Annotated in this window: 14 protein-coding genes and 1 other annotated feature; of the genes, 2 read left to right on the forward strand and 12 right to left on the reverse strand. The window is 35.5% G+C overall.

The annotated features are described in order from the left end of the window. Positions 1-95: 95 nt before the first annotated feature. The 5 genes from PGC35_RS01075 to PGC35_RS01095 all read right to left on the reverse strand — a co-directional run bounded on the left by PGC35_RS01075 (position 96) and on the right by PGC35_RS01095 (position 5,981). Entirely contained in the window at positions 96-1,037 is a 942-nt protein-coding gene (locus tag PGC35_RS01075) for an ABC transporter ATP-binding protein (protein ID WP_053590239.1), read from the reverse strand. Continuing rightward, positions 1,037-2,101 (reverse strand): ABC transporter ATP-binding protein, encoded by a 1,065-nt coding sequence (locus PGC35_RS01080; protein WP_056827556.1) that lies wholly within the window; start codon positions 2,099-2,101, stop codon positions 1,037-1,039. The genes PGC35_RS01075 and PGC35_RS01080 overlap by 1 nt, the downstream gene beginning before the upstream one ends. A 16-nt stretch (positions 2,102-2,117) precedes the next feature. Beyond that, positions 2,118-3,137 (reverse strand): oligopeptide ABC transporter permease, encoded by a 1,020-nt coding sequence (gene opp3C / locus PGC35_RS01085; protein WP_375217842.1) that lies wholly within the window; start codon positions 3,135-3,137, stop codon positions 2,118-2,120. Further along, positions 3,137-4,069, reverse strand: a complete 933-nt coding sequence (gene opp3b / locus PGC35_RS01090; RefSeq protein WP_375217843.1) for an oligopeptide ABC transporter permease — start codon at positions 4,067-4,069, stop codon at positions 3,137-3,139. Before opp3b ends, opp3C begins: the two co-directional genes overlap by 1 nt. Before the next feature lie 208 nt (positions 4,070-4,277). Further along, positions 4,278-5,981 (reverse strand): peptide ABC transporter substrate-binding protein, encoded by a 1,704-nt coding sequence (locus PGC35_RS01095; RefSeq protein ID WP_375217844.1) that lies wholly within the window; start codon positions 5,979-5,981, stop codon positions 4,278-4,280. A gap of 336 nt (positions 5,982-6,317) precedes the next feature. Between PGC35_RS01095 and PGC35_RS01100 the strand changes: the two genes are divergently transcribed. Together PGC35_RS01100 and trpS are read left to right on the forward strand one after the other, a co-directional pair. Beyond that, positions 6,318-6,563 (forward strand): DUF3899 domain-containing protein, encoded by a 246-nt coding sequence (locus PGC35_RS01100; RefSeq protein ID WP_231687572.1) that lies wholly within the window; start codon positions 6,318-6,320, stop codon positions 6,561-6,563. Between the two features lie 52 nt (positions 6,564-6,615). After that, positions 6,616-6,831: a binding site (T-box leader), on the forward strand. Positions 6,832-6,875: 44 nt separating this feature from the next. After that, entirely contained in the window at positions 6,876-7,862 is a 987-nt protein-coding gene (gene trpS, locus PGC35_RS01105; RefSeq protein WP_375217845.1) for a tryptophan--tRNA ligase, read from the forward strand. 276 nt (positions 7,863-8,138) lie between these two features. Here trpS and PGC35_RS01110 read toward each other — a convergent pair whose 3' ends face one another. The 7 genes from PGC35_RS01110 to PGC35_RS01140 all read right to left on the reverse strand — a co-directional run bounded on the left by PGC35_RS01110 (position 8,139) and on the right by PGC35_RS01140 (position 16,643). Beyond that, on the reverse strand, positions 8,139-9,998 hold the full coding sequence (locus PGC35_RS01110; protein ID WP_375217846.1) for an oligopeptide ABC transporter substrate-binding protein: 1,860 nt from the start codon (positions 9,996-9,998) through the stop codon (positions 8,139-8,141). 79 nt (positions 9,999-10,077) lie between these two features. Further along, a complete protein-coding gene (locus tag PGC35_RS01115; protein WP_375217847.1) occupies positions 10,078-10,977 on the reverse strand; it encodes an ABC transporter permease in 900 nt (299 codons plus the stop codon). Between the two features lie 29 nt (positions 10,978-11,006). Next, a complete protein-coding gene (opp4B, locus tag PGC35_RS01120; RefSeq protein WP_375217848.1) occupies positions 11,007-11,969 on the reverse strand; it encodes an oligopeptide ABC transporter permease in 963 nt (320 codons plus the stop codon). Between the two features lies 1 nt (position 11,970). Beyond that, a complete protein-coding gene (locus PGC35_RS01125) occupies positions 11,971-12,918 on the reverse strand; it encodes an ATP-binding cassette domain-containing protein (protein WP_053590249.1) in 948 nt (315 codons plus the stop codon). Continuing rightward, entirely contained in the window at positions 12,915-13,922 is a 1,008-nt protein-coding gene (locus PGC35_RS01130; protein WP_269432290.1) for an ABC transporter ATP-binding protein, read from the reverse strand. The genes PGC35_RS01125 and PGC35_RS01130 overlap by 4 nt, the downstream gene beginning before the upstream one ends. Positions 13,923-14,446: 524 nt before the next feature. Further along, positions 14,447-15,679, reverse strand: a complete 1,233-nt coding sequence (fabF, locus tag PGC35_RS01135) for a beta-ketoacyl-ACP synthase II (RefSeq protein ID WP_053590251.1) — start codon at positions 15,677-15,679, stop codon at positions 14,447-14,449. A 28-nt stretch (positions 15,680-15,707) separates the two neighbouring features. After that, the gene (locus PGC35_RS01140) at positions 15,708-16,643 is read right to left on the reverse strand and encodes a beta-ketoacyl-ACP synthase III (RefSeq protein ID WP_275784490.1); all 936 of its coding nucleotides are present in this window, start codon (positions 16,641-16,643) and stop codon (positions 15,708-15,710) included. Positions 16,644-16,666 lie beyond the last annotated feature (23 nt).

A 16,666-nucleotide genomic window follows, 5' to 3' on the forward strand; every position in this document is an offset into this window, starting at 1 on the left:
GCTTTATTTATTCATTCTATCAGTAGTACTTATAGATTGAAAGAATATATATAATAAAAAACGGCCATTCCAATTAGAATGACCGTTTAAACAAACTATAAACGTGCGCTTGCAGCTGCCTTTAATGCCACATATTCTTTTTCTGAGCAATAAACAAAATGCCCAGGTGTAATTTCACGCATAGCTACTTCTTCTCCGTCTTGATAGTTATGAGAAGAAGGATCATATGATTTACGAACACGAGTGCGTTCATAATCAGGATCCGGAAGCGGAATAGCGGATAATAAAGATTGAGTATATGGATGTAGAGGATTGTTATATAAATCCTCCGCAGGAGCTAGCTCGACCAATTTACCAAAATACATTACACCAATTCTGTCTGAAATGTATTTAACCATCGATAAGTCATGGGCTATAAACAAATACGTCAATCCTTTTTCTTTTTGCAATTCCTTTAATAAGTTAACAACCTGCGCTTGAATAGAAACATCAAGAGCTGAGATAGGCTCATCGGCAATAATAAACTCAGGATTTACTGCAAGTGCTCTTGCAATTCCTAAACGTTGACGTTGACCACCAGAAAACTCATGTGCATAGCGATCAGCATGTTCACGATTTAAACCTACTGTCTCTAATAATTCCACTACGCGTTCTTTACGTTCTTTTGGATTTTTCACTAGACCATGAATATCTAAACCTTCTGCAATAATATCCAATACTTTCATACGTGGATTTAATGAAGCATAAGGGTCTTGGAAAATCATTTGCATTTTGCGATTAAATATTTTTAAATCTTGTTTAGATTTTTTATCGTGAACATTTACACCATCATAAATTACTTCGCCATCTGTTGCATCGTAAAGACGAATAATAGTACGACCTGTTGTAGATTTTCCACAACCCGATTCTCCAACAAGACCTAGTGTTTCACCTTTATAAATATCAAAGCTTATATCATCTACCGCTCGAACTTCGTTTGGCTTACCTGGATTGAAATATTGCTTTAAATTTTTAATTTCTAGTAATTTTTCAGCCATTAGTAAGTACCTCCTTCAGTTCCATTATAATAGCGGCTTCCCGGGAATTTTTTCATTCGCTCCACAATTGATACAGGTGGTTCTACTTGAGGCGCGTCTGGATGTAATAACCAAGTTGCTGCATAATGTGTATCACTTACTTTAAAGAATGGTGGTGCTTCTTCTAAATCGATTTTCAATGCATAGTCACTACGTAATGCAAATGCATCTCCTTTTGGGGGATACAATAAATCCGGAGGAGTTCCTGGAATTGCATACAGTTTTTCTTCCGTCACATCTAGAGAAGGCATAGAACTTAATAGTCCCCATGTATATGGATGTTGTGGATTATAGAAAAGTTCATCAACCGTTCCAATCTCTACGATTCGTCCACCGTACATAACCGCCACTCTATCTGCTACGTTCGCTACAACTCCTAAATCATGTGTAATGAATATAATTGATGTATCAATTTTCTTCTGAAGATCTTTCATTAACTCTAAAATCTGTGCTTGAATAGTAACGTCCAGTGCAGTAGTAGGCTCATCTGCAATAAGTATTTGTGGATTACAAGCCAAAGCTATTGCAATAACAATACGTTGACGTTGTCCCCCAGAAAATTGATGAGGATACTGTTTAATACGTGCTTCAGGTTTCGGCATTCCTACTAAACGTAATAGGTCTACAGCAATTTTACGAGCTTCGGTCTTACTAACTTTTTGATGTTTCAAAATAGGCTCCATAATTTGTTTGCCTATTGTCATAGTAGGATTCAAGGATGTCATAGGATCTTGGAAGATCATTGAAATATCTTTCCCGCGAATCTTCTGCATTTCTTTATCCGTTAATTTAGTTAAGTCTTTCCCGTTAAAAAGAATTTGACCATTTTTAAATTCTGAACTATGTTCAGGTAATAAGCGCATAATTGCTTTTGTTGTAACTGACTTTCCAGAACCAGACTCTCCAACAATTGCAAGAGTTTCCCCTTTTAATAAGTCGAAATTAACGCCACGAATAGCTTTAACTTCTCCTGCAAAAGTATGGAAGGAAAGCTCCAAGTCTTTTACTTCTAATATTTTTTCCATCTCGGCTTTCCTCCTTTTAGTCTTTCATCTTCGGATCAAACGCATCACGTAAACCATCACCCAATAAGTTAAATGCTACCATCAATAAGCTTAATATTAACGCAGGATACAATAAAATATGTGGTTGGAATTTAATTAACTTGTAACCATCATTTATTAATGTCCCCAATGATGCATCAGGTGGTTGTAAACCTAATCCTATAAAGCTTAAAAAAGCTTCAAAGAAAATGGCAGTTGGAATAGTAAACATTGTATTAATAATAATAACACCCATTATATTAGGTAATATATGTTTGGTAATGATTCTACCATTGGTTGCTCCTAGAGTTCGTGATGCAAGGACAAATTCCTGATTCTTGAATTTTAAGACTTGACCACGAACAATTCGAGACATTCCGGTCCATCCTGTTAAAGTAATAGCGATAATAATCGCTGTTACACCAGGTTCCAGGAATAGTAGCATTAGAATGACAATTACTAAATTTGGAATACCAATAAGGATTTCCACAATCCGTTGCATAATATCATCAATACGGCCTCCATAATATCCGGAGATACCACCGTAAGCAACACCAATTACCACATCAATCAAAGCAGCAATGAATGCAATGAATAATGAAATTTGAGTCCCTTCCCACACACGTGAAAAAGTATCTCGCCCAAGACCATCTGTACCAAACCAATAGTACGTATCTACTTTTTTCATTTCATATAAATCTACTTCTTTACCTGCTAGAGTACCAACACCATCCATTATTCCTAGTTTTTCAATACCTGGAACTTTAGGTGGTAAGTTTGCATGTGTAATTGTCTGTGTTTCGGCATCATGTGGACTTATCATAGGTCCCACAAAAGACATGATAATAATAAATACCAAAATAAAAATACTAACAATCGCAGCTTTATTTTTGCGTAATCTTAACCAAGCATCTTGCCAAAAACTCACACTAGGTTTAGAAATTCGCTCAGCTTGGGTACTATCAAGATGAACCCTTTCAAAAGCATCAGCAGGTAGGTTTTTTATTTCTTGACTCATTATTTATTACCTCCTGATAAACGAATACGTGGGTCAATAATTCCATATAGAATATCTACTATGAATATTACGACAATTAAGAACGCAGAGAAGAACAATGTTGTTCCCATTATTATAGAAAAGTCATTGGACATAATCGATTTAACGAATTGCTCACCAATACCTGGAATAGCAAATATTTGTTCAATAACAAGAGAACCTGTAAGTAATCCTGCGGCTAATGGTCCTAATACTGTTACTAATGGAATTAATGCATTTCTAAAAGCATGCTTAAAAGCAATTTCAAAACCACTAGCACCTTTAGATTTCGCAAGAGTTATATAATCCGAACTTAATACTTCAATCATTTCTGTTCGGATAAAACGAGAAGCCGTAGCAAGTGGTCCCATTGCAAGAGCAATTGATGGTAGCACACTCGACATCCAACCATCTTTCCATAAAGCTACAGGGAATATTTCCCACTTGACACCTAACCAATACTGAAGAAAAGTCGCAAAAACGAAAGATGGAATGGAGATCCCGATAATAGCTATTAATGTACTACCGTAATCCCAAATTGTATTTTGTCGCAATGCGGCAATCATACCTAACATTATTCCAATAGCAACACCTAATATTAAACCTTGTGAACCAAGAAGAAAAGATGGTCCTAATCGATTTATTATTAAATCGGTGACATTTGCATTTTTGAATTGGAAAGAGTTACCTAAATCACCTTGAGCTAAGTTTAGCATGTATTTACCGTACTGGACTGCTACTGGTTGATCTAATCCATATTTCGCTTCTACTATCGCAAGTTGTGAAGGGGTTAGTTTAGAAGCAGAACTAATTGGGGAACCTGGAAGCGCCTTCATTAAGAAAAACGTCGCCGTTGCAATTAAGAAAAATGTTATCAAGGCATAAACCACTCGTCGAAAAACATATTTGGCCATCTTAGCACCTCCTAAATAGAATTTTTTAATAGATTATAATAATCTATTATTATATAAACAGATAAGTCTAGTAATTGTCAAAGTCGAAAAAAATAATAAAATATTTGGTGAATTCTGATTCATTTAAAAAGAGAGTATATGATCCAAAAAGGACACTATATACTCTCTACTTATGAGATTTTAAAACTCTAATATTCTTAAATGATTATTAGTTTTTACCTTCAATATAAGCCCATTTGTAGCTATAGTCTCCACCGAATGAGTGAGTAACAATACCTTTAACATATGGTTTTTGAAGTGCCATTATACCGCGTTGGTAAATTGGTCCAATACCGAAATCTTGATCAATAACTATTTTTTCAGCATCAGCCATTGCTTGCCAACGAGCAGCAGGATCTAAAGCTAATTCATTGTTTGCAGCATTTACAAGTTTATCATATTCAGGATTAGAGTATGACATTTGGTTATTTCCGCCACCAGTTAACCATAGGTTCATGAATGTGTAAGGATCTTGGTAATCTGGTCCCCATCCTGCAACTTGAATCTCGTAATCTTGGTTTGTATCAAGATCTAAACGTACGTTGAAAGGAACTTCTTTAAGAGTAACAGTTAAACCAGGTAGGTTTGTTTCAAGTTGAGACTTGAAGTACTCATCCATTTTTTTAGAAAGTTCAGTGTCTCCACCAAGAATTTCGATAGAAAGTTCTTTAACGCCTAGTTCTGCTAAACCTTTTTCCCATGCTGCTTTAGCTTCTTCTACATTGTAAGTAGCCATATCGCCGTTTACATCACGGAAGTCATTACCATCTTCATCGAAAGTGAAGTCTTTTGGTACTAAGTAGTTAGCTGGTACAGAACCATTAGCTAAAACTACATCTACTAAATCTTGTTTGTTGAATGCTTTTGAGATTGCTTCACGAATATTTACGTTAGCAAGTGGAGTTTTTTCTCCATTACGTTCTTGGTTATATTTGAAATAGAATACAGTAGCTTCCATTTCTTTTACTACTTCTGGATCATTAGCATATTGAAGAGCATATTCACCAGAAAGTGTTGCACGATCTTTTTCACCATTTGTATAAAGGTTTACTCTAGTAGCATCTTCTTTAACTACGTCGTAATTGATTTCTGTAAGTTTAACAGTATCTTTATCCCAGTATTGCTCATTTTTAAGTAATTGCCAAGAAAGACCTGTTCCGTCCCAGTTAGCAAGTGTAAATGGTCCATTGTATAAAACTGATTCTGAGTTTTTCGCATAGTTTTCACCTTGCGCTGTAACGAACTCTTCTTTTTGTGGTAAGAATGTTCCAAATGACATAAGTGATAAGAAATATGGAGTTGGTTTTTCAAGCGTTACTTCTAACGTTTTTTCGTCAAGAGCTTTAACACCTAATTCAGTGTACTCAACCGCTCCTTCTGAAATTTCAGTAGCGTTTTTAATAACTCCACCCATCATGTATGGACCGTATTCAGATGCAGTATCTGGATTCATAGCACGTTTCCAGGCAAATTCAAAGTCATTCGCAGTTACTGGAGTTCCATCAGACCAATTAGCGTCACGTAATTTGAACGTATAAACTAATCCATCTTCAGAAACTGTTGGCTCACCCTCTGCCATTGCAGGGATAGGAACGTTTTCTTCATTCAAACGATATAAACCTTCGTTTACATTGTTTAGTAGATCAAATCCAACTGCATCAGTTACTAAAGCTGAATCCATTGTTGGAATTTCAGCAGTTTGAATTAAATTAAGAACTTGCTCCTCATCTACTGTTACTTCTTCTGTTGTTGCTGGATCTTCTTCTTTTTCTGTAGTTGTAGTAGCACCTTCTTCTTTGTCGCCACAAGCAGCAAGGAAAATACTAAGAACTAACAGAAGGCTAAAAAGCCATAAAAACTTGCTATTCTTCAAAAGAATAACCTCCTTTAAATAGTCAGAAAAAATTCATTACATTAATTATTATACATTTTCAGAAAGACTTGTACAGGTTTTTCGGAATTTTTTTTACATTATTGTAACAAAATCATTACATTGTCCTAACAATTGTGAATCTTTGGTAAAAGATTTGCGAGTTTTTTACAACTATTTCTCTAAAATTTTGATTAATTCTATTAAATCTTCTATAATCAAATCTTGTAGAGGTGAAATATGAAGACAAAAATTGTTTACTTTTTAGGATTACAACTCCTAATTTTCATTCTTATTATCATAGTATATGGAAAATTAAACCTAGTTTCATATGCCAATATGTCTTTCTATGTTGGAGGAACCATAACGTTTTTTGGATTTCTGACATATGTTGTATCAGGAGGTTTTTTTGACTTCTTTACAGAAAGCACAAGGAAGGTATTCACTCCTAAACATTTTAAAAAGCATGCCAGTGAAATGCGGTTACCATCAGAAATTTTCTCCTTTCCACACAAGCCTATTATCGCTTTAGGATTGTCTAGCTTATTCTGTATGTGTATAGCTCTGTTCGTTTATTATAGTTAAGTTTTCAGCTTGATTTTTGAGTTTCTTCTATACTATAATGTTCAAAACACTATAATATGCTTTGACGAAGAAAAGTATATTTGACTTGTATGTTTAGAGAGTCTGCGGTTGGTGCAAGCAGAACATACATCAAATGGAATGGGCTTCTGAGCAGTATATGTGAACTTGAAGTAGCATATACCGTCCCCTTCACGTTACGAAGAAGAGTGGCTAATTTACTTTTAGCAAACTGGGTGGTACCACGGATAATACATCATTCGTCCCTTTTTTAGGGATGTATGATGTTTTTTTATTTTAAGGAGGAAGAAGAAAATGAAAAAGTTATTTTCAGGTGTGCAGCCAACAGGAACCATTACTCTAGGTAATTATATTGGTGCGTTCAGACAATTTATTGCACTCCAAGATGATTATGATTGTGTATTTTGTATCGTCGATCAACATGCAATCACTGTTGCCCAAGATCCACAAGAATTAAGCAAACATATTCGTTCACTTGCGGCATTGTATCTTGCCGTAGGGATCGATCCAGAAAAATCAACATTATTCATACAATCAGAAGTTCCTGCACATGCACAAGCAGGTTGGATTATGCAATGCATTTCCTATATTGGTGAATTAGAAAGAATGACACAGTTTAAAGATAAATCCGATGGAAAAGATGCTGTATCAGCTGCGTTATTAACATACCCACCATTAATGGCTGCAGATATTCTTTTGTATCAATCAAATATTGTCCCAGTTGGCGATGACCAAAAACAACATGTCGAATTAACTCGTGATTTGGCAGAACGATTTAACAAACGTTATGGTGAAATTCTAACTATCCCTGAAATACAATTACCGAAAAGTGGAGCTCGTATTAAGTCACTTCAAGACCCATTAAAGAAAATGAGTAAATCTGATCCAAATCAAAAAGCAACCATTCGTATTCTTGATACACCAAAAGAAATTGAAAAGAAAATAAAAAGTTCTGTGACTGATTCTGAAGGAATTGTTGCATTTGACCCGGAAAACAAACCTGGCGTTTCAAACCTATTATCAATTGAATCCGCATTAACGGATGTTTCAATTGAATCGCTTGTACAAAAATATAATGGTAAAGGATATGGAGACTTTAAAGCATCAGTTGCTCAAGTCATCATCGACCATTTTGCTCCAATTCAAGCCCGCTACGAAGAGTTATTAAACTCTTCAGAACTAGATGATATCTTAGACCGTGGAGCCGATAAAGCAAATAAGCTTGCAAGAGAAACACTTTCTAAGATGGAATCCGCAATGGGCCTTGGTAGAAAACGATAACCGTTAAGGAAATAAGCGAAAAGCAAAAAATGATAAAGTCATTTGTTTGGAAAATATACATGATGACAGAACTGAAAGAGTATCCTAGAGATAAAAAGTTTAGATAGAGCACTAGATTGGAACAGGTGATTATTGCTATTCCATAACTGATTAAAAAAAGTAAAAGTCTAATTTTTATCACTCCTTATTTAACCATATGAAAAACCGTTCCTAAACTTTCGTTAAGGAACGGTTTTTTATATTATTTCGTATGCAGCCTTCTACGCTTTTCAAGAATTATTTTGTAGATTTAACACCTGTATCTGATACTAGTTCAACCTCTTGCAAATTACTGAAAGATTCATTAGTATAATCAATGCTCCAGTTTTTCACACGTTTGTTAACTGGTACTAACTCATAACGATACATAGTCGGAATAACTGGCGCTTGTTCAGCCATGTACTCTTGCCATGCACGGAATTCTTTCGCGCGGTATTCTGAATCGAATGCCTTTGGTGAGTCGATATTAGTTAACGTTGTTTCTAAGAAATCAGAAGAATAACGGCTAAAGTTATATTGAGCAGTTTTTGAGTATAATCCTGATGGTGATGGGTTTGTACCTGTACCCCATGCTGCCATAAAAATATCGATTTCTGGATCGTCTGCCTCAACTTTATCATAGAAGCTATTGAACTCAATCGTACGACCTGTAGTCAATGTTACGTTTAAACCAACATCTTTCCAGTTTTGTAAGTAAAATTGAGTGATGTCTTCTGCAATATCATCGCCAGCCATAGTAGCAAATTTAATTTCTAATGGCTTACCTGCTTTGTCTTCGCGAATTCCATCGCCATTTGTGTCCTTGTATCCTGCTTCATCTAACAATGCGTTTGCTTTGTCCGGATCGTATTTATATCCTTCTAAAGAAGAATCATAGAATGATTCAAATACTGGAGGGATTAAAGAGTTCGCACGTTCACGTAATCCACCATAAAATACTTCTGCAACTTGTTCAACATCGATTGCGTAACCCATTGCTTGACGTAATTTTACATCTCCCATTTTAGAACCTTCAATATCAGTTACTACTGTGCTATTTTCAAAATCGTATTTACCAAGTTTGAAACCAAGGTAAGCATAGTAAAGCTCTTGACGACCTAATACTTCGATATTATCAAAGTCTTTGATTTCTTCCATTTTTGAAGCACTGAAACTTGAAGCAATATCATACTCACCTTGTTGTATTGCTACTGAAATTGAGCTTGTTGGTACAATTTTCACTAGAACTCCGTCTAATTTCGGTTTACCTTTCCAGAAGTGTTCATTTGCTACAAATTGTACTGATTCTCCAGGTACAATTTTATCAAATTTGAAAGCACCTAAAGTAACTGGATTTTTACGAACTGCATCACTCTCTACAAGTTCTGCAACTGGAATATCTTTAATAATATGGCTTGGCTCAGCGTAACCCCAAAGTCCATCCCCACCACTAAAGATAGCCGGAGATAATTTATTAAATGAAATTTCTAATGTTGTTTCATCTACTTTCTTTAGACCCGAAATTGTGTCTGCTTTACCATCATGGTATTCAACAGCACCAATAATATTTTGGAAATCCACGTCATAACGCACACCAGTATAATCTTTATGTCCGATGATTAAGTAGGGTTGGATTAAATCCTCGATCTTAAGTGGTTCCCCGTCAGACCATTTTACACCCTCGCGAATTTTTATTGTAGCTTTGTTGTTTTCTTGATCTACAGTCATACTTGCAATACCTGCATCAGTTATTAAAAAGTCACCGTCTGTTTCGAAAAGTGAGTTAGATGCGAATTTCATAATATCATCATCGTAAGCATCCTCGTATAATACATAAGAGAATATACCTTGGAAAGGCTCATCTTTAGCCATAGCAACTTTTAGTGTACCACCTGTAACTGCATCCCCATCATTTGTTACATCTAATGGAAATAATGCTGAATCATCAGCTGCTGGCTCTTCCCCTTCTTCTGTATCTTCTTCTTTACCATCTTCAGTTTTTGAAGTGTCTTCTGTTTTTGTACCTTCAGAGCCTTCTTTTGTATCCTGATTACATGCACCAAGGACTAGCATAAAAGCTAAAAGAATTGCAAGTAAAGCCCAAAGCTTTTTATTCATTCTGTTTCCTCCTTATTATTCTCTTTAATTTATATATCAAACGTTAAACGTCTAATACCACTACATACTTTGGTTGGGTTTAGCCTAGTCGTTGCTTCGCATCAGCTGAGCGGCGTAATGCTTGACCTACATAGTTGATTCCAAGCATCATTAACAATATAAATAATGATGCAGGTAACCAAACCCACCATTTTTCTTGCAATACAAGCGGATTATTTGCATAGCTTACAAGTGTTCCTAAGCTTGGTGTTTGAGGTGGTAATCCAAATCCAAGAAATGATAATCCTGTTTCTATACCAACATTACCAGCAAAATTTAGAGTTAACTCAACTATTAAAATGGAACTTAGATTTGGCATGATTTCTTTAAAAATGATAAAGAATCCTCGAGTACCCATTGTTTTTGATGCGTTTACATAATCTCGCCTACTCTCCGATAAAGCTTTACTTCGAACTAGCCTAGCTGTAGATGTCCACAAAAAAATACTCATGATTAGAATGAACACGGGCACTGTGTATTTAGGGACAATCGTAACAAAAACTATAATCAGCATTAAAGAAGGGATAGTAATAAAGAAATCAATGATACGCATAAAAATGTTATCAATCCAGCCACCGAAATAACCACATACCAGACCAATAATTACTCCAATAACACCTGTGATCAGTGTAATCGAGATAGCAATCGCAATACTATTTCTAGCTCCAATAACTAACTGTCCCAGAATATCTTTGCCGCCCTGGTCAGCTCCTAAAAAGAATTTGTCTCCTGGTGCAGCATATTTATCTCTTAGGCTTACACGCATTAAAGTTTCTTGGTCAATAAGCCAAGCCCATATAAAAACTCCGATAATTACAACGATGAGTGATATCAGTGAAAACATTGCTAATTTATCTTTTTTAAACTCTCTAAAAATCACTTGTATACCTGTTGGAGGAGAGTTTAATTCTATTAATTTGTCATCTGCTAATTTTTCCATATTATTCACCTCTCCTTAACATAATTCGCCTATTCTATCCTAATTCTTGGGTCAACAATACTCATGATAATATCGGACAGTAGACTACCTAATAATGTTAAGAAGCCGTATAACATAACAAGCGCAGTAATTACACTGTAATCACGTGATTGAATAGATGAAATAAACAACTGTCCCATGCCTGGATAACCGAAGATTGTTTCAATAAAAATCGAACCACCCAATAATCCGGTAATTGTGAATCCGAAGAAAGCTGCAATAGGAAGTAAAGAATTTCTAAAAATATGTCTAGAATACACTTTACTTATCGGAATTCCCTTACTTCGTGCAGTACGCACATAATCCAAGGCCTTAGCGTCAATAATTTCAGAACGTAAATATTGAATAACGCTAGTTGTACCTAGTATCGCTGTCGTAATAGCAGGTAAGAGCATGTGATAAAGCTTACTCCAAAAGTATCCAAAGGTCCCTGTATCATATTTAATATCTACACTACCTACTGTTGGAAACCAGTGAAGCTGATAGCCAAAAATAAATAAGAAGATTAATGCTAGAACGAATGTCGGAATCGCATAAGTAACAAAACTATACAATACGACCGTTTTGTCTAAAAAGGTATCTTGGTAACGGCCTGCTAAAACCCCTAAAGGAATAGCTAGTAAATATAACAAAATGACACTTACTAAAGATAACCAAAATGTATTTAATGCCCGTTCTCCTATTAAAGTAGAAACTCCAATTTTATACGTGTAACTTTTTCCTAAATCGCCTTGTACAGCATTGGTAATCCACGTAGTATACTGTACGTACCATGGATCATTTAAACCTGCTTTTTCGCGAAGTTCCTCAATCCGAGCTGGATCTGTATCTGGTGTAATCATCCCAGTAAAGGGATCACCAGGCATAAATTTTGCCATAAAAAATATTAATAAACTTAAGACTAGTAACTGTGGAATCATGATTAATACTCGTCTTACGATTGTTTTCCACATATTAAATGCCCCCCTTTTCATGAGCATTCATCGCTACTTGATGTGATTCGTTTAATTGTTTTAAATCATATACTTTCCCATTTTCATCGTAATAACTTCTATGGTTTACAACATAATCTGATTCAACTTTAATTCTTTCTCTTTTTCGTATGTCTCGCCCTATCGGATTTACATCTGGTATGGCAGATAATAAACGCTTTGTATAAATATGTTGAGGATTATTATAAATATCATTTCGATTTCCAGACTCAACAAAACGTCCTTTATACATAATTGATATATGGTCGCACATATGTTTCACTACACCTAAGTCATGTGATATAAACAAATAGCTAAGTCCAAATTCCTGTTGGATATCTTTCATAAAGTTAAGAACTTGAGCCTGCACAGAAAGATCAAGGGCGGAAACTGGTTCATCTGCTATGATCAATTTGGGATTACATGAGATCGCTCGGGCTATACCGATTCTTTGCTTTTGTCCTCCCGAAAACTCATGGGGATATTTTAATTTCACATCTTCACTCATACCAACTATCGCTAGAAGTTCGTTGATTTTACGTTTTTCTTCATCTGGAGATAATTTCAAAAAATTTCGAATTGGTTCCGCAATAATGTCTTGAACTCGTTTCCTAGGATTTAAACTAGAGTGTGCATCTTGAAATATCATTTGAATATCTCGATTATAGGAAGAATTTAGACTTCGACGCTTATGCGTCACGTTCTCTCCCTCATATATAATCTCACCGGAGGTAATTTTTTCTAATCCAATAATCGCTTTACCAGTAGTTGATTTACCACAACCAGATTCACCAACTAATCCATAGGCTTTTCCTTTTTCAAATTCCAAGTTGATCCCATCTACTGCATAGACATTGTCTATTACTGTATTAAAAAATCCACCTCTAATAGGATAATGGACTTGTAAATCATTGATTTTCATAAAGCTCATCTTGCTATACCTCCCTCTTCACCTTCAAAGTGAAAGTGTTTCCAGCAAGTACATCTAACTAAATGACCTGGAGAAATTTCATGAAGTGTTGGATTTTCTTCATGAGCTATCGCTGGAATCCATGGGATTCGTGCAGAAAACCTACATCCATTACGTGGAAGTTTCATAAGAGATGGCACCATTCCTTGAATAACTTGTAGCCTTTCATTTTCACTGTTCATTTGCGGTATTGAGTTGAATAATGATCTTGTGTACGGATGTTGTGGATTTGAGAATAATTCATGCACAGGTGCTTCTTCAATAATTTGACCTGCATACATAACCGCAACGCGATCGGCTACTTCTGCTACAACACCTAAATCATGTGTAATTAAAATAATTCCTGCTTCTGTTTCTGCTTGTAAATCTTTTAAGAGATCCAGTATTTGTGCTTGAATCGTAACATCTAATGCAGTTGTCGGTTCATCGGCAATTATTACTTTTGGTTTACATGAAATGGCAATTGCAATAATAACCCTTTGTCTCATTCCACCAGAAAGCTGATGAGGAAATTGTCTAGCAACACGCTCAGGGTTAGGAATCCCAACTTGGTTAAGTAATTCAATTACTCGTTTATCCCGAACCTCTTTTGTCATTTTTGTATGAAATATTAAACTTTCTTCAATTTGTTCTCCAATTCGCATAAGAGGATTTAATGCTGATAATGGATCTTGGAAGATCATCCCTATCTCTTCGCCTCTTACTTTATTAAATTGTTCTTCATCAAGGGTCGCTAGGTTCACTCCGTTGTAATTAATCTCACCTTGTACTCTAGTTTTTATGTGGTCATGAAGCCCTATAATCGATGTTGCTAATGTACTTTTCCCACATCCGGATTCTCCAACAATTGCAAGAATCTCATTTTTCTTTAATGTAATCGATACGCCATCAACTGCATCATAATATGTATCTTTGATTCTAAAACCAGTGTGTAAGTCATTAATCTTTAAAAGTTCACCAGTCATAATTATCATTAAGCTCCTTTCGATGTAGGCAACCTTCTGCTTTTAGCTCCTGATTTATTCTATGGAATTTTTCGTTAACTAATGAAATGGATTTTTTAACTGTATACACAACCCTAAATTTCAATTTTTCTGTTAATTCAACTCTTAAGTGTAAATTCTATTACAGGTTTGTTACAATCGCAATACATTTTTTTAATTATTTCATTAATTTACTCTTTTTTGAAAATGTAAAATTATCTACTAATTCAATCTTATCAACAGTTTTTATTACATTTTATTAATGTAAAAAATTTTTAAATAGAATAAATAGCAATGTTACATTCTACAAATTTCGACATGGAATTGGTAAAAATAATGAGCTTACTTTAATGATTCAACCTGCTAAACAGTTGAAACAAATGCAATTTCTTTAGTCAAAACAAAAAGAGTATTTTCCATTTTTTCTTGGAAAATACTCTCTTTTTTAGATATTTTTTTGTAAATAAAAACCATTTATTATTATAAATTTTTATTAAATTTAATAATTATTTTTTGAAAAGTATAGATGCATTATGACCACCAAAGCCTAAAGAATTGCTCATTGCATATTGAATATTTGCTTCTCTAGCTTCATTTGGAACATAGTCTAAATCACATTCTGGATCAGGTGTTTCTAAATTCATCGTTGGTGGCAATATTCCTTCTTTTAAAGCTAACACAGTGAATATCGCTTCAACCCCACCAGCTGCCCCAAGCAAATGGCCTGTCATAGATTTAGTAGAACTCATTGCTAATTTATATGCATGTTCACCGAAAACAGATTTCACAGCCATCGTTTCGAATTGATCATTATATGGTGTACTCGTACCATGCGCATTAATATAATCAACTTGTTCAGGAGTAACTCCAGCATCTTCAAGTGCTTGTTGCATAGCACGAGCTGCCCCTTCTCCTTCTGGCGCTGGAGCAGTTATATGATGTGCATCACCAGTTGATCCATAACCAATAATTTCAGCATATATTTTTGCTCCGCGTGCTACTGCATGGTCATACTCTTCTAAAATGATAATCCCAGCACCTTCACCAATAACAAATCCATCACGGTTTGCATCAAATGGTCTAGAAGCAGTTTGTGGATCTGTATTTAATGTAAGTGCCGTGTTTGAACAAAATCCAGCTACAGACATATGTGTAATTGGGGATTCTGCACCGCCTGTTATCATTACATCTGCATCTCCACGTTCTATAACTTTAAATGCATCTCCAATGGAGTTTGTACCCGAAGCACACGCAGTTACAGTACAGGAATTAACAGCTTTTGCTCCAAAATGAATTGAAACTTGACCTGCTGCCATATCCGGAATCATCATAGGTACAAAAAACGGGCTAACACGTCGAGCACCTTTTTCTAAAAATACACGGAACTGTGCTTCGTATGTTTCCATACCACCAATACCAGAACCAATCCAAACCCCAGTTCGAAGGCCTAATTCCTCCGTAATTGTTAAATTAGCATCTTCTACAGCCATGATAGATGCTGCAAGCGCATAGTGTGTAAAGCGATCCATCTTACGTGCATCTTTTTTCTCAATATATTTCTCAATATCAAAGTCTTTTACTTCAGCTGCTACTTTTGCTGGGAACTGACTTGCGTCAAGTCGTGTAAGCATTCCTACACCAGATTTACCTTCTTTAATACCAGACCAAGTTGTTTCTATATCATTTCCAAGCGGAGTAACTGCCCCAATTCCTGTTACTACTACTCTACGTTTCGTCATGAATATTCATCCTTCCGAAGTTCATTTATTATTTTCCCCACTTTAATGTAATAGCACCCCAAGTTAATCCGCCACCAAAACCTACCATCACTATGATATCGTCATCTTTTATTTTCCCATTGTTAACTTCATCTTTTAATGACAGTGGAATAGATGCTGATGATGTATTTCCATACTTATGGATTGTTTTAGACATTTTTTCAACAGGGAGTCCTAATCTTTCTCTTGAAGCATCCATTATACGAATATTTGCTTGGTGTGGTATTAACATATCGATGTCTTCTTTTGTTAAACCGGCTTTCTCTGTTACATTAACTGCAGACTCACCCATTTGTCTAACGGCAAACTTAAATACTTCTCTACCATTCATAGCAAGATAAGGTCCATCTTGGTATAAATGCTTACCACCACTACCATCTGCGCCAAGCTCGAATGACAAGATTCCTCGTCCTTCTGATACTTTACTCACAACTGCAGCTCCTGCTCCATCACCAAATAACACAGCTGTATTACGATCTTCCCAATCTGTTATCTTAGAAAGTTTTTCAACTCCTACTACTAACACATGTGAATATGCATTAGATTCTACGAATTGTTTTGCAGTAACCAACCCATATATAAATCCTGCACAAGCTGCAGACAGATCCATTGCCGCTGCATTTGTTGCACCTAGCTGATATTGCAACATGGAGGAAACACTTGGAAACGGTTGATCAGGTGTAACTGTTGCAACAAGAATAAGACCAATTTGCTCAGGAGATATTCCAGCATTCTCGATTGCTTCTTTTGCTGCTTTATACGCTAAATGAGAAGTGTTTTCTTCCTCTCCTGCAATTCTTCTTTCTTCTATACCAGTTCTAGTTCTAATCCATTCATCGGATGTATCTACTTTTTTCTCAAGGTCTGCATTAGTTAAAATATGCTCAGGTGAATAAGTTCCTAAACCAATTATTCCAGCATTCACGAAAGTTCCCCTTTTCTTATAAT

The organism is Psychrobacillus sp. PGGUH221, assembly GCF_042055255.1.
Taxonomy (GTDB): Bacteria; Bacillota; Bacilli; order Bacillales_A; family Planococcaceae; genus Psychrobacillus.